Origin of the sequence: Anaerococcus cruorum (assembly GCF_046365495.1) — a bacterium.
GTDB classification, from domain to species: domain Bacteria; phylum Bacillota; class Clostridia; order Tissierellales; family Peptoniphilaceae; genus Anaerococcus; species Anaerococcus cruorum.
This window is the reverse complement of the sequence record NZ_JBGMEH010000001.1, coordinates 1-22,080: the sequence shown is the minus strand read 5'-3', so window position 1 is coordinate 22,080 and position 22,080 is coordinate 1. Positions and strand designations below refer to the sequence as shown.

The 22,080-nt window shown below is 32.0% G+C and carries 20 protein-coding genes and 1 rRNA gene; 19 read left to right on the top strand and 2 right to left on the bottom strand.

The genetic code is table 11. From position 1 onward, the window contains the following. Positions 1-9: 9 nt before the first annotated feature. Together hisS and ACCQ40_RS00100 are read left to right on the top strand one after the other, a co-directional pair. Positions 10-1,302, top strand: a complete 1,293-nt coding sequence (gene hisS / locus ACCQ40_RS00105; RefSeq protein WP_410032107.1) for a histidine--tRNA ligase — start codon at positions 10-12, stop codon at positions 1,300-1,302. A 72-nt stretch (positions 1,303-1,374) separates the two neighbouring features. Further along, a complete protein-coding gene (locus tag ACCQ40_RS00100; protein ID WP_410032106.1) occupies positions 1,375-1,737 on the top strand; it encodes a desulfoferrodoxin family protein in 363 nt (120 codons plus the stop codon). Between the two features lie 41 nt (positions 1,738-1,778). On the opposite strand, the gene ACCQ40_RS00095 is transcribed toward ACCQ40_RS00100, so the two are convergent. Together ACCQ40_RS00095 and ACCQ40_RS00090 are read right to left on the bottom strand one after the other, a co-directional pair. Further along, complete coding sequence (locus ACCQ40_RS00095) at positions 1,779-2,390, bottom strand: hypothetical protein (protein ID WP_410032105.1); 612 nt, start codon at positions 2,388-2,390, stop codon at positions 1,779-1,781. Continuing rightward, the gene (locus tag ACCQ40_RS00090) at positions 2,390-2,872 is read right to left on the bottom strand and encodes an aminoacyl-tRNA deacylase (RefSeq protein ID WP_410032104.1); all 483 of its coding nucleotides are present in this window, start codon (positions 2,870-2,872) and stop codon (positions 2,390-2,392) included. Before ACCQ40_RS00090 ends, ACCQ40_RS00095 begins: the two co-directional genes overlap by 1 nt. Before the next feature lie 78 nt (positions 2,873-2,950). Here ACCQ40_RS00090 and ACCQ40_RS00085 point away from each other — a divergent pair, with 78 nt between their 5' ends. From ACCQ40_RS00085 to ACCQ40_RS00005, 17 genes are all read left to right on the top strand, one after another. After that, positions 2,951-3,727 (top strand): MBL fold metallo-hydrolase, encoded by a 777-nt coding sequence (locus ACCQ40_RS00085; RefSeq protein ID WP_410032103.1) that lies wholly within the window; start codon positions 2,951-2,953, stop codon positions 3,725-3,727. Positions 3,728-3,774: 47 nt separating this feature from the next. Further along, entirely contained in the window at positions 3,775-4,629 is an 855-nt protein-coding gene (locus ACCQ40_RS00080) for a DegV family protein (protein WP_410032102.1), read from the top strand. 14 nt (positions 4,630-4,643) lie between these two features. Then, positions 4,644-5,501, top strand: coding sequence for a DegV family protein (locus tag ACCQ40_RS00075; protein ID WP_410032101.1), 858 nt, complete (start codon positions 4,644-4,646; stop codon positions 5,499-5,501). Positions 5,502-5,668: 167 nt separating this feature from the next. After that, entirely contained in the window at positions 5,669-6,205 is a 537-nt protein-coding gene (gene infC / locus ACCQ40_RS00070; protein ID WP_394012238.1) for a translation initiation factor IF-3, read from the top strand. Then, positions 6,195-6,392, top strand: a complete 198-nt coding sequence (gene rpmI, locus ACCQ40_RS00065) for a 50S ribosomal protein L35 (RefSeq protein ID WP_410032099.1) — start codon at positions 6,195-6,197, stop codon at positions 6,390-6,392. The genes infC and rpmI overlap by 11 nt, the downstream gene beginning before the upstream one ends. An 18-nt stretch (positions 6,393-6,410) precedes the next feature. Continuing rightward, positions 6,411-6,764, top strand: coding sequence for a 50S ribosomal protein L20 (rplT, locus tag ACCQ40_RS00060; protein WP_410032098.1), 354 nt, complete (start codon positions 6,411-6,413; stop codon positions 6,762-6,764). Continuing rightward, positions 6,764-7,486, top strand: a complete 723-nt coding sequence (locus ACCQ40_RS00055; RefSeq protein ID WP_410032097.1) for a TrmH family RNA methyltransferase — start codon at positions 6,764-6,766, stop codon at positions 7,484-7,486. Before rplT ends, ACCQ40_RS00055 begins: the two co-directional genes overlap by 1 nt. Positions 7,487-7,720: 234 nt before the next feature. Continuing rightward, positions 7,721-8,743: a phenylalanine--tRNA ligase subunit alpha gene (gene pheS / locus ACCQ40_RS00050; RefSeq protein WP_410032096.1), complete on the top strand. Its 1,023-nt coding sequence runs from the start codon at positions 7,721-7,723 to the stop codon at positions 8,741-8,743. Between the two features lie 8 nt (positions 8,744-8,751). Further along, on the top strand, positions 8,752-11,139 hold the full coding sequence (pheT, locus tag ACCQ40_RS00045; protein WP_410032095.1) for a phenylalanine--tRNA ligase subunit beta: 2,388 nt from the start codon (positions 8,752-8,754) through the stop codon (positions 11,137-11,139). Positions 11,140-11,147: 8 nt separating this feature from the next. Further along, positions 11,148-11,639 (top strand): cell division protein ZapA, encoded by a 492-nt coding sequence (locus tag ACCQ40_RS00040; protein ID WP_410032094.1) that lies wholly within the window; start codon positions 11,148-11,150, stop codon positions 11,637-11,639. Further along, the gene (locus ACCQ40_RS00035; RefSeq protein ID WP_410032093.1) at positions 11,639-13,843 is read left to right on the top strand and encodes a peptidase U32 family protein; all 2,205 of its coding nucleotides are present in this window, start codon (positions 11,639-11,641) and stop codon (positions 13,841-13,843) included. Before ACCQ40_RS00040 ends, ACCQ40_RS00035 begins: the two co-directional genes overlap by 1 nt. Then, positions 13,843-16,188 carry an endonuclease MutS2 gene (locus tag ACCQ40_RS00030; RefSeq protein WP_410032092.1) on the top strand — a complete coding sequence of 782 codons (2,346 nt, stop codon included), beginning with the start codon at positions 13,843-13,845 and terminating at the stop codon, positions 16,186-16,188. The genes ACCQ40_RS00035 and ACCQ40_RS00030 overlap by 1 nt, the downstream gene beginning before the upstream one ends. 9 nt (positions 16,189-16,197) lie before the next feature. Next, positions 16,198-17,895 carry an arginine--tRNA ligase gene (gene argS, locus ACCQ40_RS00025; protein WP_410032091.1) on the top strand — a complete coding sequence of 566 codons (1,698 nt, stop codon included), beginning with the start codon at positions 16,198-16,200 and terminating at the stop codon, positions 17,893-17,895. Beyond that, the gene (locus tag ACCQ40_RS00020; protein ID WP_410032090.1) at positions 17,895-18,581 is read left to right on the top strand and encodes a hypothetical protein; all 687 of its coding nucleotides are present in this window, start codon (positions 17,895-17,897) and stop codon (positions 18,579-18,581) included. The genes argS and ACCQ40_RS00020 overlap by 1 nt, the downstream gene beginning before the upstream one ends. Position 18,582: 1 nt before the next feature. Next, positions 18,583-19,680 (top strand): tetratricopeptide repeat protein, encoded by a 1,098-nt coding sequence (locus tag ACCQ40_RS00015; protein WP_410032089.1) that lies wholly within the window; start codon positions 18,583-18,585, stop codon positions 19,678-19,680. 45 nt (positions 19,681-19,725) lie between these two features. Then, on the top strand, positions 19,726-21,276 hold the full coding sequence (locus ACCQ40_RS00010) for an NAD(P)/FAD-dependent oxidoreductase (RefSeq protein WP_410032088.1): 1,551 nt from the start codon (positions 19,726-19,728) through the stop codon (positions 21,274-21,276). 481 nt (positions 21,277-21,757) lie between these two features. Further along, a 16S ribosomal RNA gene (locus ACCQ40_RS00005) occupies positions 21,758-22,080 on the top strand; the annotation flags it as partial.

The window sequence follows — 22,080 nt, the reverse complement described above, 5'->3', positions numbered from 1 at the left end:
AGAGAATAGATGGATATTATTAAACCTTCAACAATTGCTGGAGTTATGGAATTACTTCCAGATAATCAAGCGGTTTTTGACAGGATGAAAAATACAATTGAAGATACTTTTAAAGATTATGGATTTTTAGCAATCGATACACCAGTTATCGAAAAAAATGAAATTTTATTTGCCAAGGGTGGCGGAGAAACGGAAAAACAAATTTTTGAAATAGCAAGTGACTCAAAAGATATGAGCCTGCGTTTTGATTTAACAGTACCCCTTGCAAGATATGTTTCAGAACACTTATCTGATTTAAATTTCCCTTTTAAACGCTATCAAATCGGCAAAGTTTACCGTGGTGAGCGTAATCAAAAGGGTAGATACAAAGAATTTTACCAAGCAGATATTGATATAATTGGTAACAATAGCCTATCAATTTATAATGACGCCTTACTAGCTAGAGTAATTTTTGAAGTCTTTACTAGGATAAATTTCCCAAATATTACTTTTCATATAAATAACAGAAAATTATTAAATGGATTTTTTAACTCTATTGATATAGAAGATAGTACTGAAGTTTTAAGGACTATTGATAAAAAAGATAAGATAGGTCTAGATAAAACTAGAGATTTACTAATAGATTTAATCGGTGAAAAAAAGGCTGATAAGACTTTAGAATTTATCAATGCAAGTGAAGATAATGAAAAAGTTTTAGAAAATTTAGCGGCTTTTGCTGGTAATGATTTATACTTAGAAGGTTTAGAAGAGCTAAAAACTGTTTATGAATATATGGTAAAATTTGGAGTAGCAGATAAAAATATTAAAATTGATCTTGCTATTACTCGTGGACTTGATTATTATACATCAACTGTTTATGAAACTTTTATAGATGGCTATGAATCAATCGGATCAGTTTGTTCAGGTGGTAGATATGAAAATCTAGCAAGTAATTTTACCAAACAAAACTTGCCTGGAGTTGGTATGTCTATTGGTCTTACAAGATTATTTTACCAATTACAAGAACTAGGACTTGTGGAAGAAGAAAAAACTAGCAAGGCAGATTTATTAATTTTACCTATGGATAAAGAATTTAACTTTTATGCTATTGATGTCTTATATAAATTAAAAGAACTAGGCAAAAAAGCTGATATCTACCTAGAAGAAGGCAAGTTTAAGAAAAAAATCAACTATGCTGATAAGATAAATGCCAAGTATGTAGTAATAATCGGGGAAGAAGAGGCCTCTAAAAATGAAGTTTCTATAAAAAATATGGAAACTGGTGAACAATTTAATAAAAGTTTAGAAGATTTAGATTTTTAGATTGATTTTATTTTAAATACCTGTTATATTGATAATAGATAGTAGTTTATCAAAAAATATTTGGAGGTACATATGACTTTATTAACACAAACAGTACAAACTGGTGATTGGGCAAATGAAAAACACGTTCCAGAAATTGATTTTGAAAGTGTTGAAAATGGTAAAGTAAGAATTAGAGCTGCAGTAGGAACAGAAATCGAACATCCAAATACTTTAGAACACCATATTGCATGGATTAAAGTATTTTTCCAAGCTGAAGGTGCACAATTTCCAGTAGAAATTGCTTCATCTGAATTTACAGCTCACGGTGAAGATGACCTATACACAATTCCATGTGCAACAGGATACATAAAAGCAGGCAAAAAAGGTACAATTTATGCCCTAAGCTACTGCAATATCCACGGATTATGGGAAAATTCAGCAGAATTAAACTAATAAGCTAAAATAAAAATCAGACATTAACTTGTCTGATTTTTTTATTTATTTTGATTTTTACTATCTGCTATAGTTTTTAAATTACTAGATAAATTATATATTGGCAGGATATCTTCATAAAGATTAGAATTATTTTCTTTTATATAATCACATAAGTCCATCATCCAAACAAGGACGTATTTATTTAAGTAAAACCCTTGGATGCCATTGGCAATTATGGACCTTCTGCCATTTATAACTATGTCATTTCGGATTTTCTTAAAGTAGTCATCCCAATATTTATTTGCCTCACTATCCAAAATTAAGCCCTCAATTAAATTTTTAAGGGCAATTACGTATTTTTCTTCCATTGGATTTACATAAAAATCTATGGACCCATCCTTTTTTAAAATAATATCTTCATTGGCTTTCTTTTTTTCATAAGTTTTTAAATAAGAATCTTTATCAAAACCTTCGAAAAAGTTTGGATATAGCCCATAAGGATAGACTGATTTTTTTATAGTATTTTTTAAAAATTCTAATTCATAAGTTCCGTTATCAAAACAAGCTATAAAAATAGGGGAAAGGGTTACTAAAAGCCTTAACCTATTATTATCCTCGTCATTTAAAAATGAATACTTTATAAAATCCTTATTTTTTTCAATATCTAACATTATTTTTGGATAACATCAAAAAACTTAGCGCCATTTGCCTTGGCTAAATCTTCTGCTTTTATTTTTATGCTATGGCCAACTTTACCTGCTGATACTTTTATAAAATCATGGTCTTTGGCGCTAGCATCAATTACTACATCATAGTCTTTTTTCATAGCAAGGCTAGTTGTTGCTCCTCTTTCATATCCTACTTTAGATTTTAAATCTTTAAGTGGCAACATTTCTAGAGACTTTACTCCTACACACCTACTTGCTTTTTTAAAATCAATATTCTCTGCCCCTGGGATGACAAAAATAAATATATCTTTTGTGTTTGAAATAGTGGCAAGAGTTTTGTATACCACGCTTATATCTTGGTGGGTTTCTTCTGTCATATCAATTGTAGACTTAAATTCCCCTTCAAATTCATAATCTATATGTTCATATGGGATATCTAAGTTTTCTAATGCACGCATGGCATTTGTTTTTATTTCTTTTTTCATTAAATCACTTCCTTTATCCCATTATACTCTTTCATTATTTAGTTAATGGGTATAAACTTTTAGAGAATGGAGTTGTATATGAAAGATGAGATTATAATTACCTATGTTTACCACTCTTGCTATACGGTGGAAACTAAGGATTTATTTATTGTTTTTGATTATTACAAGGGACTTTTAAATATACCAGAGGATAAAGAGGTAATATTTATCTCAAGTCATGGCCACAGTGACCATTACACTGCAGAAATATTAAAAGTTCCTAATATGAAAGATAAAACTTATATTTTAAGTTCAGATATAGTAAAATTACCAACAAATGAAAATATAATTTATATTAGAGATGATAAAATATCTATGGACCAGCTAAAAAGTCTTTATAATTCTAAAAATGTAAATATTGTAAGTGAAAATCATACTTATAATATAAAATTAAATAGTGGAAAGACCTTAAAAATCAAAACTTTTGGATCTACTGATAAAGGTATATCAATATTGTTATATGTAGATGATATGACTATCTTCCATGCAGGAGACCTTAACTTTTGGGCTTGGCCTTACTATGATGAAAAAGAGATGCAAAAAGAATACGATGATTTTATAGTAGAGGTAGAAAAAATAAAAAAAGAACCAGTTGATATTGCATTTTTCCCAGTAGACCCAAGACTTGATGAAAATTACTATAAGGGTGGAGATACTTTTATAAGAGAAGTGCGTCCACAAATATTTTTCCCCATGCATTTTGCAGATAATCCTAATATAAGTAGTAAGTTTAAAGAGAATTTTGCTTATGAATTTACAGATGTAAGAGAAATATTTGAACCTAATCAAAAAATAATGATAGACATTAACGATTAAATCAAATATGATATATAGAAAACAAAAAAGAACGAGTTGGGAGTTTTATGGAAAAAATAGCAATACTAACAGATACTGCATCTGATATTGATATAGAACTAGCAGAAAAATCAGGTATATACCTGCTTCCCTTATATGTAAATTTAGATAGTAAGTATTTTAAAGATAGATTTGAGATTAGCCCTGATGAATTTTATGACTGGGTAAGGGAAAATAATTCGCTGCCAAAAACCAGTGCTCCATCACCGGGAGACCTTACCGCACTTTTGGAAAAGATAAAAAGCGATGGTTATGAAAAGGTAATAATGATAAGTATTGGAGCAAATTTTTCTTCTACCTATAATTTATTTAACATGATAAAGGTAGAGGGACTTGAAACTTATGTTTTTGATAGTGGAAGTCTTACTATGGCAGAAGGAATTTTTGCCCTTTATGCTAAAGAGTTAGTAGATGATGGCTACACCTTTAATCAAGTGAAAGATAAGTTGGAAGAAAAAAGAAATGATTCTAAGGTATTTTTTACTCTAAATACTTTTAAATACCTAGTAGAAGGTGGGAGAGTCCCTAGAACTTTTGGAAAGATTGGTAATGCCTTATCAGTAAAACCAATCATAACTATAAAGCCAGAAGACAATAATTTTAAATTATTAAAGATAACTAGGGGTGAAAAGAAAGTATTAAACGAATTTAAAAAGATAGTTTTAAATGAACTTGAGAATGTAAAAGACTATTATTTATTTATAGGCCACGGTGGCTATGAGGAGGGGCTTGCGAAACTTGAAGAAACTTTCTCAGATATAATTGCAAATGCAAGAAAATATTATCCTATACAAATATCGCCGACCCTTGGTGCAAATACCGGACCAGGTTTATTTGGTTTTGGCTTATTTAAATTAGACTGATTGGTGAGGTAAAGATGAGAGAAAAAATTGCATTAATGACTGACACGGTCGCAAATTTACCAGAATCCTTTGTAAAAGAAAATAATATTTACGTAATCAGTTTATATGTAGTTGTAGATGAAAAATATTACAAAGATGGCATAGATATTACACCAAATGATATGTTTAGGCTAAATGAGGAAGATCCTGACTTTTCTTCAAAGTCATCTTCCCCAAGTCCGGATGATTTTAGCAAAATCTTTAAGCAAATAAAAGATGATGGCTATGAAAAAGTAATATTTATCGGTATGGGTAGCAACCTTTCTTCAACTATAACTAATTCTAATATAGCAGACCATCATGGACTAGAAGTAGCCACTATTGATAGTCGAACAGTTACCATCCTAGAAGGACTTTTAGTGATGTATGCTAATGATTTATTAAATTCTGAAACTGACTTTGCTACAACTGTTAAAAAGTTAAATAAAGCGGTTGGCAATTCTATAGCTATTGGTTGGATAAATTCATTAAGATACTTAAAGGCAGGCGGTAGACTTGGCAAAGCTGCTAGCAAAGTTTCTGCTGTTTTAAACTTTAAACCCTTTATGTCAATCGATGGTAATGGGGAATTTGATTTATATAAGCTAAAAATGAGCAAAGAAAAGTCATACATAGAAACAGTGAAAAAAGTTAGAGAAGAACTAGCTGGTAAGGAAAATTATTACATGGCCTATCTTTACGGTAATGATATAAAGATATTAGATGGTGTAAAAAATGACTTGGCTGATTTAGAAAAAAATGCCAAGGGAGTTTTTAAAGCTCCTACAGGATCAGTAGTAGCAGTCCATGTAGGTCCCCAAATATATGCTGTGGCATATTTATTAGTTGATTAAAAAAGATTTGACAAAAATATAAAAAGCTAGTATTATATAGCACATAGACAACAAAGAAGTACCCAGATACTCACCTGCCGATTACAATTTGTAGGTTAATAATTTTTAAAGATGATTTTAAAAATTTGAACGGGTACTTTGTGCCCGCTTTTTTTATGTAATTATACATTGGAGGTATAACTATAAAAGATTTAAGAATAAATGATGAAATTAGAGCTGACCAGGTAAGATTAATCGATGAAAATGGTAACCAAGTTGGAGTAACTACACTAAGAGATGCCCAAGCTCGTGCTGATGAAGCAAAACTAGACTTAGTTTTAATGAGTCCAAAGGCAAAACCACCTGTTACTAGAATCATGGATTATGGAAAGTTTAAATACGATCAAGAAAAAAAGGAAAAAGAGAATAAGAAAAAACAAAAAAACGCTCAATTAAAAGAGACAAGATTTTCCTTAAATATTGAGGATAATGATTTGCAAACTAAGGCAAATCAAGCCAAAAAATTCTTAAACAACGGGGATAAAGTAAAAGTTTCTATAAGATTTAGAGGTCGTGAGCTAGGTCGTAAAGAACCAGGTTATGAATTAATGGATAAATTTAAGGACATGCTTGGAGAGGGAGTACAAGTTTATAAAAAACCAAAAATGGAAGGTAGATCCCTAGTAATGTTCCTAGAACCAAAAGGAGAAGAAAATGGCAAATAAAAATAAAACAAGAAGAGCTGCTGCAAAAAGATTTAAAGTTACAGGCAGTGGAAAAGTTGTAAGAAGAAAAGCATACAAAGGTCACTTAACAGCTAAAAAATCACCAGCTAGAAAAAGAAATCTTAGAAAATCAACAGTAGTTTCTAAAGCTGATGAAAAAAATGTTAAACAATTATTAGGAATGTAATTAGGAGGCAAATAGAAAATGGCAAGAGTAAAAAGAGCATTAAACGCTAAGAAAAAACATAAAAAAGTATTAAGACAAGCAAAAGGATACTACGGTTCAAAAAGCCTTCTATACAGAACAGCTAACCAAGCTGTAATGAAATCTTTAAACTACGCTTACATTGGACGTAAACACAGAAAAAGAGATTTCAGAAAATTATGGATTGCTAGAATTAATGCTGCAGCAAGACTTAATGGTACAACATACTCAAAATTAATGGGTAACCTTAAAAAAGCAAACATCGACATCAACAGAAAAATGCTTGCAGAAATCGCTGTAGAAAATCCAGCTGAATTTACAAAATTAGTAGAATTAGCTAACCAAAACGCTTAATGGTTATAAACTCTACATCCAACCAAAAATTTAAATATATATCAAAACTTAAAAACAAAAAGTATAGGGATATAGAAGATAAATTTATTATAGAATCTAAGAAATTGGTAGAAGAGGCTATCTCTTCTGCTGATGTAGATTTTATTTTTTTATCTGAAAGTAATAAGGACTATCAAACAAAGCTAGATAAGATAATCTTTGATGATAAACTTTTTAAAAAACTATCTAGCCTAAAATCACCAGATGGATTTGCAGCAGTAGTTAAAAAGAAAAAAGAAAATGATATTTCATCAAAAAGAATTTTACTTTTAGATGGTCTAAATGATCCGGGAAATATGGGAACTATTATCCGTTCTGCAGAGGCCTTTGGCTTTAATGATATCTTACTTGCTCCAAACACAGTTGATATATATAACGAAAAAACTTTAAGAGCCTCAATGGGCTCCATTTTTAGATTAAATATAAAACAAACTAGCTATAATGAAATAGCTTTGTTAAAAAAATCTTACAAATTGGTAGCAGCCGACATGAGCGGGTATGATATTAATACATGTAAGATTGATGAGGATATTATCCTAGTTATAGGAAATGAAGCAAATGGTTTGTCAGATAAAATAAAATCTATGACAGATATATTTGTAAAAATTCCTATGAAAGGGAAAATAGAATCCTTAAATGCAGCTATTGCTGCTAGTATTTTAATGAATAATCTTAGCTTATGATTCGGAAAAAACTTTAGCTATTCTTTACCAGCAAGAGGGGATGATGGAAGCTCTCAAAGTTACGGTTAGATATATTCACCGATGAAGCTTGATATGAAATTAGTAATTGATACGATTTGCTGCGTTATAAGCTTTTAAGTGGGTTAATATTAACCAATTAAGGTGGTACCGCAGATAAATTCTGTCCTTTTATAGGATGGAATTTTTTTATTACCAAAATTGAAAGGAATAATAATGGAAGAAAATTTAAAGCAAAGCTTGGCTAAGGCTCAAAGTGAAATAGAAGCTGCAAATAGCCTAGAAGATCTAGAAAAAATAAGAGTAGCCTACCTTGGTAAAAAAGGTGTGATAACAGATTTAAAGAAAAACATCTCAAAACTGCCAAATGAAGAAAAACCAATGGCGGGTAAGCTTATAAATCAAACAAGCACAGAAATAGAAAATGCACTTAGTGAAAAGTCAGAAACTCTTAAAAAAGAACTATTAAAAGAAAAAATAGCAGAAGAAACTATAGATGTAACAGCTCACTTTGAAAATCATGATAGCGGACATTTAGCTTTAATAAACCAAACTCTAGAAGAATTAGAAACAATTTTCCAAAATATGGGTTTTGATGTCGTTGAAGGACCAGAAATAGATACTGTAAAACATGTTTTTGATGATCTAAACTCACCGGCAGACCACCCAGCAAGGTCAACTTCTGATACCTTTTATATAACAGATGATGTTACCCTACGTCCACATACCTCTTCTATGCAAATTAGAGTTATGAATGAAGGGAAACTACCAATTAAAATGGTATCAGCAGGAAGAGTATTTAGAAATGATGAAGTAGATGCTACTCACTCACCAATGTTCCACCAATTAGAGTGCCTAGTTGTAGATGAAAATGTATCCATGGCAAATCTAAAGGCAACACTCGAAACATTTATTAAAGAAATGTTTGGAGATGATATGGAACTAAGATATCGTCCACACCACTTCCCATTTACAGAACCATCTTTAGAGGTAGATGCAACTTGTCCAATTTGCCGTGGTGAGGGTTGTCCAGCTTGTGGAAATACTGGTTGGTCCATGGAGCTTTTAGGTGGAGGTATGGTTCATCCTAATGTATTAGAAGCTTGCGGTATCGATAGTGAAAAATACACCGGTTTTGCCTTTGGTCTTGGAGTAGACAGAATTGCTATGGTAAAATACGGCCTTAATGATATCAGATTACTTTATGATAATGACAAAAGATTCTTGGAACAATTTTAGGAGAAAACATGTTAGTACCTTTAGTTTGGCAAAACAATTACGTAAAAATAGATGAAGATTTAAAAACAATAACAGATAGACTTTCAGAAACTGGATCTCACGTTGAGGAAGTAACTATAAGAACAACAGACTTAGAAGGTGTAGTTGTAGGTCATGTCCTAGAACAAGAAAAACACCCAGATGCTGATAGGCTACAAGTTTTAAAAATAGATATAGGGCGTGAAAATCCTGCAACAATTATAACTGCAGCAAAAAATACAAAAAAGGGTGATTACTTATTTGTAATTACAAGTGGTACAACCATGGACAATGGGGATTATATAGGAGACCACGACTTTTTTGGTATCAACTCCGAAGGAATGCTTACCTCTTATGCAGAGCTAGGCTATCCAGATAATGTAATTCCAAAAGAATTTAGAGATGGAGTTATTATTTTAAATGAAGAATACAAACCAGGTACTCCAGCTAGTGAAGTATTATCTTCAAATACTCCTGTAATCGAGTACGAAATCACACCAAACAGACCGGACTGCCTATCAATTATTGGTATGGCAAGAGAAACAGCAGCAAGTTTTGGTAAAGAAATCACACTGCCATCAATTGACTACAAGGAAAATGATGAAGATATCAAAGATTATTTTAATGGGGTAAGTATAGACTCAGAAAATTGTGCTAAGTTTACTGCAAGAGTAGCTAAAAATGTAAAAGTAGGCAAATCACCTCAATGGCTACAAAATTACCTTATTTTAGCAGGCATGCGTCCAATAAATAATATAGTAGATATAACAAATTTTGTTTTACTTGAAACTGGCCAACCCCTTCACGCTTATGACTTAGATAAATTAACGGATAAAAAACTTATAGTTCGTGAAGCCAAAGAAGGAGAAGTTTTAAAAACTCTTGATGGAGAAGAAAGAAAACTTGATTCAGATATGCTAGTTATAGCTGATGGAGCAAATGCAGTTGGTATAGCAGGAGTAATGGGTGGATTTGATACAGAAGTAACTGATGAAACTACAAATATAGTCCTAGAAGCAGCTAACTTTAATAGCACAAGTGTAAGAGAAACTTCTAAAAAACTTGGCCTACGTAGTGAAGCGTCAACACGTTTTGAAAAAGGACTTCCACTTGAAATGGCAGATTTCGCTAGCCGTCGTGCTATGAAAATTATTTCAGATTTAGGAATTGGGGAAGTTGTTGGTGGATTTATAGAAGAGGGCAAAGAAAATTCAGAAGGAAGAACTGTAGACCTACGCATATCAAGGCTAAATGCTCTAACAGGAGTAGATTTTACTAAAGAAGAAGCTATCAAAAATCTAGAACTTTTAGAATTTGAAGTAGAAGATATAGATGAAAATACTATCCGCGCTAAAGTTCCATTCTTTAGAACTGATGTGGAAATCGAAGCAGATTTAATAGAAGAAATTGTAAGACTTTATGGTATGGGTAACATAGAGCCGAAACCACTTTATTCTAGCCTGCAAAGGGGACTTAGATCAGATGCTAGACTTTTAAGAGATGATTTAAAAAGAGAATTAGCTGGTCAAAAATTTGCGGAACTTACAACTTATTCTTTTATCTCACCAAAAGAATTTGACAGAATGGGTGTGCTAGCAGACTCAAAATTAAGAGAATATATAAAATTAACAAATCCACTAGGTGAGGACTTCTCAGTTATGAGAACTACTCAAATTTCAAATATGTTAGATGTGATTGCAAAAAATATCAACCGCGGTCAAAGAGACTTAAAATTATTTGAACTTGGTAAGACATTTGAAAAAACAGATTCTGATTTACCAAACGAAAATGATACTTTAACTATGGGCCTTTATGGATCATATAATTTCTATGATTTAAAAGATATATTTGAAGTTGCAATGGCACGTGTCGGATTTAATGGATTTACCTATAAAACCCAAAAAGAAAATCCTATTTTCCACGCAGGAAGATGTGCAGATATTTATTACGGGGATGAATTTATCGGAACTATGGGAGAAATTTCCTATGAAGTACGCGATGAATACGACATCAAAAAAGGTGCTTTAATTTTAGAAATCAACCTTACAAAAATAGCTGATCAAAGAATTAGAAATAGAAAGTATGCTGAACTTCCAAAATATCCAGCAATTACCCGTGACTATTCATTTGTAACAGACCGTGATGTTGAATCTAGCTTCATAGAAGATACAATTATTAATAATGGTGGCAATCTTGTTAAAAATATTGAACTATTTGATATTTATACAGGAGACCAAATAGAAGATGACAAAAAATCTATATCCTACAAGGTAGAATATAGGGATAATGATAAAACTTTAAAAGAAGAAGATATAAAAGATATAGAAGAAAATATCTTAGCTGATTTAGAAAAATCAGGCATAGTATTACGTAGTTAGGAGCAAAAGTGAGCGAGAAAAAAGTTCAGGTAGAAATAGATGGTGCAAGCTATACTCTTGTTACCGATGAAAGCGAAGAACAAATAAAAGATATAGCTGCCTATGTTAGTAGTAAAATTGCAGAAGTGAAATCAAATAAACTAAGCTATGACAGGGAGCTCGTTTTAGCAAGTGTCAATATTGCCAACGACCTTTACCATGTTGGCAATAGATATAAAAATCTTAAAGAAGATTCTTCTGAAGCTATGGAAAATTATCCTGGCCTTGTAGAAAACTACAAAAAAGCTGTAGCACATAATGATGAATTAATTGAAAAAGTAGATGAACTTTCACAAAAAATAAAAATTTTAGAAGATGACAATGAATCTCTAAACAAAAAGATAAAAGTAAACGAAGAAAGCGAAAGAACTATCGAAAAGCTAAGAAAAGAAGTAGAAAGACTGCAAAAAGAAGCAGTAAACCTTAAAGCAGAAAATGACCAATTAAAGGGGTCTATTTAATGAATAAACCTGAAATATTAGCTCCAGTAGGCAAGATTGATATGCTTTATGCAGGTCTTGCTGCAGGAGCTGATAGTTTTTATCTAGCCTTAGATGATTTTGGGGCTCGCGCCTATGCGGAAAATTTTACCTTAGAAAATATAAAAGAGACTATAGACTATATCCATCTTTTTGGTAAAAGAGTATTTATTACTATGAATACCTTGATAAAAGATAATGAAATGACAAAGGCGATTTCCTATGTAGAAAAACTTTATGAGTATGAAGTAGATGGCCTAATTATCCAAGACTTAGGATTTTTTTCTATTATAAAAGATAAGGTCCCTGGCATGGAGCTTCACGCATCAACACAAATGGCAGTTAGAGAATATTTTGGAGCAAAATATCTTGCTGATTTAGGCTTTGATAGAATTGTAATAGCACGAGAAACTCCAGTAGATGAAATTAGAAAAATTGCAAGCTTACCCGTTGAAACAGAAGTATTTGTTCACGGGTCACTTTGCGTGAGTTTTTCTGGCGAATGCTTGATGAGTTCTTATTTTGGAGGGAGATCTGCAAATCGCGGCAGATGTGCTGGTCCGTGTAGGCAAAAATATAAATTAATATTTGGTGGCAAGGTTTTAGGTGATGATTATTATTTAAATATGAAGGACCTAAATGCTATTGATAACCTAGATGAGCTGATAGAAATAGGAGTAGACTGTCTAAAAATTGAAGGTCGTATGAAAACTCCAGAATATGTTTTTGCAGCAGTTACTAATTATAAAAGCAAAATTGAAGAAAATACTTATGATAAAAATCAAATGCTAGATAGCTCGAACAGGGGATACACCAAAGGCTTTATCTTTGGCCAAAAAAGAGATTATATCACTTTAGAAGATGACAATAAGCACAGAAGCGTGGGCAAAGTGTCATCTACTAAAGATAAAAAGTATTTTATAAGTAATTCTGATTTATACTTAGGAGATAATCTAGAAATTACTACAGAAAAAGGCAAGAAATTACCCTTTACTACAACTAGAGATCATAAGGTAAATGAAAAAATATTTTTAGAAAAATACCCAGATGCTGCTATAGATTCTGATGTTCTTATTGTAAATTCGAATAAGGTTACAGACCAAAAGGACCAAGCCCTAGAAGCTTATAGAAATTTACCGATAAAAATTGATTTTAAAGCCCATCTTGGAGAAAATCCACAAATAACACTTACTTATAAAAATACATCAGCAAGCTACACTCATCCAGTAACCGTAGAGGCAGCAAAAAATATTTCCCTTACTACAGAAGATATAAAAGAAAACTTGGCTAAATTTAATGATGAAATTTTTAGTTCAAGTGCTATAAATATTGAAATCGATGAGGGAATATTTTTAAGAAAAAAAGATATAAATGAGTGTCGTAGGATGGGTATTGCTCTTTTAGAAGAAGAAATCCTAAAAACATACCATAGGGATAAAATAAAAATTGACCTACCACAAATAGAAAATGACCAAAATCATAAAGCTGAGAAAAATATAGAGCTACTTACAAATAATATATCAAATGATTTATTAAGTGATTTTGACAATGTTTATATCAGGTCTTTTGATGAAAAATATAGGGGAAATAATTTATATTTAAACCTAGATGCCCATGATGAATACGAGATAGATAAATTAATGTCTTATATAAAGGCAAATGATATAAAAGGAGTTATTTTAAATAACTACAGAGATTTAGCCTTTGTTAATGATTTTAAAAATAATGATATAAAAATAAGAATTGGGAGATACTTAAATATATTTAATTCCTATACTGCAAATTTTTATAAGGATTTTGCAGAAAATATTTGTGTATCAAGTGAGATAGACCTTGATATTATAAATAATATTAGTCAAAACCAAGCAGTAGAAGCCCTAGTTTTTTCTAGAATTGAGCTTATGAATATGCGCCACTGCCCATTTTCTATAATCAAAAAATGTGGTCTATCTGGATGTGAAACTTGTAGGTTTAATAAAGGAGTTTTAGAGTCTAATGATGGAGAAAAAATGCAAGTAATCCGTTATGGAGATTATTCTAAAATATATCCAGAAAAACCTAGTCGTTTTGACAGTAATAAATTTTCTGACGAGGTTTCACTCTTATATTCAGTAATGGATGATAATGATATTTTAAATATAGACCAGGCAAAAATTCGCGATTCTTACACAAAAGGAGTGATTTAATGCAAGAGCGAACTTTAGAAGTTTTAGAATATGAGAAAATTTTAGAAAAAGTAGCAAGCCAAGCACGTTCAAGTGTTATAAAAAATAAAATTTTAAATCTAGCTCCTATGACAGATGCTGATGATATTAAAGAAGAATTAGAAAATACAGCACAAATGGTAGGAGTTATTTCACGATTTGGTAATATAGATTTATTCGGTCTTTATGACTTTTCTGATATGATTAGCTATGTTAGAAAAAGAGGGATCCTAGAGCCTTATGAGCTTTTACAAGTAAATGACCTTTTAAGAGTATCTGAATATTTAAAAGATTATGGCAAAGACATAGAAGAGCCATACATCAAAGATTTATTTGCTAGAATTTCTACCAATGATTTTATTAAAGATGAAATCGAAAGGTCTATCATTAGTGAAGATGAAATAGCTGATAATGCATCAAGTGAACTTAGAAATATTCGTAGGCAAAAAGAACGCAAGGAAGCTGATATAAAAGCAAAGCTTAATTCCTATATTTCTAGTGACAGGTATGATGATGCCTTGCAAGACAAGGTAGTATCTATCCGTGATGGCCGCTATGTAGTGCCAGTAAAAACTAATAAAAAATCTGTAATTGGCGGGATTATTCATGATAAGTCCTCATCTGGCAATACTATATTTGTAGAGCCGGCTGCTATTGTTGAGTTAAATAACCAGCTAAAAGATTTGGAATTAAAAGAAGAAGATGAAATCAGAAGAATCCTAGATAGATTATCTCGTTTTGTTGAAAAATTTGATGTAGAGATTTTAGAAAACCAAAAGCTAATTGGACGTATAGATTTCCTAGCAGCCAAGGCTAAGTATGCGATTAATAATGAATACACCAAGCCAAAAATAACTACAGATAAGATTATAAAATTAAACCAAGCCCGCCACCCACTATTAACAGGCAAGGTTGTGCCTATAGATGTAGTTATTGGTGGGGATTATAAAACTCTTATAATTACAGGACCAAATACTGGGGGTAAAACTGTATCTCTAAAAACTGTTGGGTTAATATCCCTGATGGCTCAAACTGGTTTTTATATACCAGCTGAGGAAAATAGTATCGTAAATGTCTTTGATGATATTTTTGTAGATATAGGTGATACCCAATCTCTTGAGATGAGCTTATCAACCTTTTCTGCATCTCTTACAAAAATTGTAAAAATAACTGAAAACGCTAGTCCAAATTCTCTAGTACTTTTAGATGAGCTAGGATCTGGTACTGACCCAACAGAAGGGGCAGCTTTGGCCATTTCTATCCTAGATTATTTAAGAAAAAAAGAAATAATGACATTTGCAACAACCCACTACAGCGAATTAAAATATTATGCGGTAGAAACTGCTGGTGTTATGAATGCTTCTGTAGAATTTGATGTAAATACCCTATCTCCAACCTATAAGCTAGAAATAGGGACCCCAGGAAAATCAAATGCCTTTGAGATTTCAAAACGTTTAGGCCTAGATGAGGGCATACTAAAAAATGCACAAAATTTACTGGGTGAAGATACTAAAAATGTAAATAAAATCCTAGATGAGATAGAAGAAAATAAAGAAGAAATAGAAGCTAAAAACGCAGAGATAGACCGCTACAAAAGAGAAATTCAAAAAGCTAAAAGAGACTTAGAAGAAAAGTCAAAAGAAGTAGAGAAACAAAGAGCAGCTATCATTAGAGAAGCAGAAGATAGGGCAAATGAAATTTTAGAAAAAGCAAATACAGAATCTCAAGAAATGTTAAAAGAAGCCAAAAAATCTAAAAATGCCAATACTTCTGATATAGACCGTAGCTTAAATAACATCAGAAATCGATATAAGTCTAGTAAAATTGAAAGAAAACAAAAAGGACTTAGAATTGGAAAATCAAATGATGCCCCAGAAGATTTAAAGCTTGGGGATATAGTAATTATCGAAGGTATTAATGAGCGAGCTGAGGTGATTTCTGAGCCAGATGATAAGGGTAATATCAAACTACAAATGGGCATTTTAAAGATGGATTCAAACATCAAAAATGTTACCAAGGTAGAAAGTGATAGCAAAACAGAAAAAAATATCCAAAAAGTGTATAATGCTAAAAAAGCAATGAACATATCACCAACCCTTGATTTACGTGGACAAAGATATGATGATGCCATGAGAAACTTAGATAAATATTTAGATGATGCCATGCTTGCAGGAATATCAAAGGCTAAAATCATCCACGGTAAGGGGACAGGTGCTTTAATAAATGGTGTTACAGAAAATTTAAAAAATGATAAGAGAATCGCAAACTTTAGGCTAGGCGATGACAAAGAAGGCGGCTATGGAGTAACAATAGTTAGCTTTGAGTAGGGAGGATTAATGAAAGATTTTAAAGAGATAATTGCAAAAAAATTAGAAAATGAGGATATAGGTTTATCGTATGATGAAATCTATAATCTAATAGAGATTCCGCCACAAGATGACATGGGGGATTATTCCTTCCCTTGCTTTACCCTAGCAAAAGTTCTTAGAAAAAATCCTGCACAAATAGCCAGTGATTTGGCAGAAAAACTAGAAATAGAAGAATTTGAAAAAATTGAAAGCTTAAATGCCTACCTAAACTTTTATGTAGATAGAAATCTTTATGAAAACTCAGTATTAAATGAGATTTTAGAAAAAAAAGAAGACTTTGGTAAAAGTGATGAGGGTAAGGGCAAAAATATAGTAATTGACTTTTCATCAGTAAATATAGCTAAGCCTTTTCATATAGGCCATATTAGATCAACAGTTCAAGGTGATGCTATTAGAAATATCCACGAATTTTTAGGCTACAATGTTATAGCTACAAACTACCTAGGAGATTATGGAACTCAATTTGGAACTATGATTGCAGCTTATAAACTATGGGGAGATGAAGATGCTATAAATAAAGATCCTATCAATGAACTTTTAAAACTTTATGTAAGATATAATGCAGAGGCAAGTGAAGATGAGCAGATGATGGATGCTGCTCGCGCTGAATTTAAAAATCTAGAAGATGGAGATCCTGAAGCTACAAAATTATGGCAATGGTTTAAGGATATTTCCCTTCGCGAATTTGAAAGAGTATATGGGCTTCTTGATATCAAATTTGATGATTACAATGGGGAAAGCTACAACTCACAATTTATTCCAGAAAGTATTGAACTTTTAAAAGAAAAAAATCTGTTAGTTGAAAGTGACGGAGCGCAAATTGTAGACCTAAGTCCATATGATTTAACCCCAGCTATCATAATAAAATCAAATGGCTCAAGCTCTTATATTACTCGTGATATAGGTACAGCTATAAATCGTAAAAGAGAATATGACTTTAAAGAAAATTTATATGTAGTAGCAACCCAACAAAACCTTCATTACCAACAACTTAGAAAAATCTTAGAATTGATGGGCTATGAATGGTGGGATGATAACAAACACATTGCCTTTGGTATGGTAAGTTTAAAAGATCAAACCATGTCTACTCGTAAGGGTCAAGTAGTTTTCCTAGAAGATGTATTAAATAAAGCTATAGATAAAACAAAATCTATAATGGTAGATCGTAATACTGATATAGAAGATATAGATGAAACTGCAAAAATTGTTGGTATAGGAGCTGTGAAATTCCAAGAACTTTATAATAACCGTATCAAAGACTATGTTTTTGACTGGGATGAAGTATTAAACTTCGATGGTGAAACAGGACCATATGTTCAATATACTTACGCTCGTGCCAAATCTGTTTTAAGAAAAGCTGGTGTAGAAAGTTTTGATGTAGCTGAATTTAAAAACTTAAATACAGATGAAGAATTTGCTCTAGTAAAAACATTAGCGGACTTTGGAAATGTAGTAGCAAAAGCTCGTGAAAAATACGAGCCATCCTTAGTTACTCGACATATAGCAGAAATTGCTAAGGCCTTTAATAAGTTCTACAATTCTTCCCAAATTATGGTGGATGATGAGAAAATCAAAAACGAGCGTCTGGCTTTAACATACGCTACATCTCTTATTATCAAATCAGGTCTAAAGCTACTAGGCATTAAAACTGTGGAGAAAATGTAATGAACGATAGGTTCAAAGACTTTTTAGAAGTCACTAGCAAGGCTTTTAAAGAAAGTTTTAGTAAGTTTAATAAAATTTATGTAGCATTTTTTGTATTTTTAATAAGAGCTATTTTTCTAAATTCCAGAGTGACATCTATGGTGGGTGGGGGTTTTATAGGAGGATTAATTAACTATTTTCTTGAAGTAGCCCTCCTATGCTTTGTTGCCCAATCCATGCGATCAGTTGTTGTTTATGGCAATACTGGCAAAAAATCGATTTGGAACTCTATAAACAATTTTTGGCAACCTATGTTAAGTACATTTTTTTATTTCTATCTTATAGAAATGCTTATTGGATTATTGCCAGGATTTGCAGATGTTAAATTATTTTTATATGTAGGTTTTAACTTTTTAATGTCTGCCTTATTAGAAGAAGTCTATATAAATGGAAATGCAGGAACAGATGCCCTTAAAAAATCTGCAAAGTTTGTTTGTGACAATTTCCTAACTTATGGGGTATTTTCTCTAATTTGCTTAATTATTATTATTAAATTATCCCTTAATGGAAGTGTAGGATTTACAAGTCAGGCTATGTATATTTTATTAATTGCTATTATTGATTTGATATTTTATCTTATCAGGGGCCACTTGTTTAAGTACTTAGATAAACACTCCTACCGCCAAAGAAAATTTATGAGAGGTTAAGATGAGATTAGATAATTATTTTAGAACTTTTACAGAAAATCTTGCCTACCTAGATTTAAAAGAAAATAGTTATTATCCTATTTTGGATGATATTCCTCTACCAATATATGTAGATGATATCCAAAGTGGGATTATGACTGGATCTATGAGTGAGAAAATAGAGCTAGAAAATTTCTTAGATGGAATGCTTATTAATATCGGAGCTGATGAAGATTTTCTCCATAACGAAGAATACAAAATTATCCTTGCTCAGTTTTTAGATGATATTAGTAGGTATGCCTCAAGCAAGGCCATATCAGTTGCCGATTTTGATATCAATAAAGCCCTTTTGCTTTTGAGGGGTGGCTATATTTTAAATCCTACTGATAATTACAATGCGTATCTTTACGCAAGATTTTTATGGCCAAGGGCCTATGAAGTAGATGATAAGTATAAGGATGATTTTATAAGAGAAGCGCTTGATATTTTACAAAAAACACTAGTAAGAGATGAAAATTTTGCAATTTCTTATTATGAATTAGGAAATATTTATGCAAATCTAGGAGAATACATTAAGGCCCGCAGTTTTTATAACAATGCCTTACAAAAAACAGATGCACCAGAAGCCCAAGATGAAATAAGAGATAAATTAACTGAAATAAATGATAATGCAGAAATAGAAGAATCTCTATATTTTATAGGCAAGGGCGATTACAATAGTGCTATTAAAAAATTAACAGGTCTACTTTCTAATAAAAAACGCGCAGATGCTTATTACTACTTGGGAGTAGCCTACCAAAATATTGGCCAATACGAAAATTCAATTATGGCTTTTGAAAATTCTCTAGATAGCGGAGCAGAATTTAGAGAACTTTACAATGACTACGCAATTTCCCTATACTTAAACGATAGGCAAGTGGATGCATTAAGTGTAATTGCAGAAGGTTTGGAAAAATTCCCCCAAGATCCAAGGCTAACTTACAATAAAGTTCAAATTAATCTAACCTTAGGAAATATAGGTAAAGCCAAAGAAGACATAGATGAATTACTTACCTACGATGACCTAACAGATGAGATTAGGGGCAATTTGTTGACAATCAAAGACCAGTACAAAATTTAAAGACCCATAGAGGTCTTTTTAAATGAGAAAAATGAAAGAGGCTTTATGATTATAATTAGAAATATTATTCTAGAATCAGATAATCCCGATAAATTAAAACAAAAAATATCTAAACTAATAAATAAAAAAGACTTTGACTACGAAATTTATAGGAAATCTATAGATTCTAGAAAAGGAATCAAATTCTCCTACCAAGTCCTTGTAAACATAGATCCAACAGATATGGAATTAAAAAGAATAAAAAATGCAGATAGATTTGAATTTAGAGAATCTAATATCGAAATTAGTAATCCACCCAAAGAAGTTTCCATAATAGGAGCAGGTCCATCTGGCCTATTTACAGCCTATGTCCTTGCCCAAAATGGTGTTAAGGTAAAAGTTTATGAACGTGGAGAGGCCATAGAAGATAGGATAAAAACTATCGAATCTTTCAAAAAAACAGGCAAATTAAATCCAGAATCAAATATCCAATTTGGAGAGGGTGGAGCAGGCACTTATTCTGATGGGAAACTTACTGCTCGTAGCAAAGACCCAAGAGTTAGAATGGTCTTAGAAACCTTTCATAAGCACGGCGCTCCAGATGATATTATGATAGATGCCAAACCCCATATCGGTACAGACTTACTTCGTGATGTTATTATTAATATGCGAGAAGAAATTAAATCAAATGGAGGAGAGTTTTACTTTTCCCACCACTTAGACGATATAAATATTTCTGATAGTGAGGTGGAAAATATTACTATAAATGGAGAAAATACCCAAAGTGGAGCCTATGTACTAGCCATAGGCCATTCAGCAAGAGATACCTTTGAAATGCTAAGTGATAAAATAAAAATGGAAAACAAAAACTTTGCAGTAGGCTTTAGGATAGAACATAAGAGAACAACCATAAATGATGCTCAATATAATGGTAAAAAAACCGATATCGAAGGAAATGAATTACCGGCAGCTTCCTATAACCTCTCCTATAATGATAAAGAAAGTGGTCTTTCTGCCTACACATTTTGTATGTGCCCAGGTGGCTATGTAGTAAATGCCAGCAGTGAAAAAAGTATGAACTGTGTAAATGGTATGAGCTACCATGACCGAGATGGAGAAAATTCCAATGCTGCTTTAATAGTAACCATCGGAGAGGAGATATATGGGACAAATTTATTAGACGGCATGAGATTTCAAAGAGAAATAGAAAGTAAAGCCTACAAGCTAGGAGAGGGTAAAGTACCAGTTCAAAAATTTATTGATTTTAAAGAAAATGTAGCGACAAAAGAACTTGGTCAAATAAAACCATCAGTAGAATCAGCTTATAAATTAGCAAATCTACGAGGTCTATATCCAGCAAGCATAGATAAGATGGTCATAGATGGAATAGAATACATGGGCAATAGATTAAAAGGATTTGCAGATGATGATGCAATACTATCAGGAGTAGAAACTAGATCATCATCACCAATAAGGATGATAAGAGATAAAGAAAATAAATCCTTAGGATTAAATAATTTATACGTAGTAGGAGAAGGAAGTGGTCATGCAGGTGGGATAGTTTCTTCTGCAGTAGATGGAATTAGGACAGCAGAAGCCATTTTAGCTGGAAAATAAAAAAGTTTCAAAAAATATTTGACAAGTAAAAATATAGGGTGTATACTTCTATAGTCACTACGAAAGAGACTGAACTTAAACAAAAAAGATTTTTTAAAAAACTTTTAAAAAATCCTTGACAAGTTTAGAAAATAGTAGTACACTATAAAAGTCGTTACAAACAAACGACAACATGAACCGGATGTTAAATATAACATCTAAAATGAAATTTAATATCAATGATTATGTAAAATAAAAACATAATCAGCCTATCAATAAATAACAAACAAGTTATTGACAACTTTAACCAAGTTGATTTCTTTAAGGATGATTAAAATAAATCACGCATTGATTTTAAGATCAGTGTAAATGAAATAGAGTCAGAAGCAGGCCTGTCCGGCCAATAGAGGACCCTCCACGGAGTGGTCGCAGGACGGAGACTGAGAAAGATTCTTATGAATTAAACTTTAATCTACTATTAGTAATAGTAGTAAAAAATATTTTTCATGAGAGTTTGATCCTGGCTCAGGATTAACGCTGGCGGCGTGCATAACACATGCAAGTCGAACGATGAAACTTAAAAGATTTCTTCGGAATGAACTTAAGCGGATTAGTGGCGGACGGGTGAGTAACGCGTGAGTAACCTGCCTTACACAAGGGGATAGCCTCTGGAAACGGAGAATAATACCCTATGATGTTTTTATCTCGCATGAGATATTAACCAAAGGGTTAGCGGTGTAAGATGGACTTGCGTCTGATTAGCTAGTTGGTGAGAAAAAAGCCCACCAAGGCAACGATCAGTAGCCGGCTTGAGAGAGTGTACGG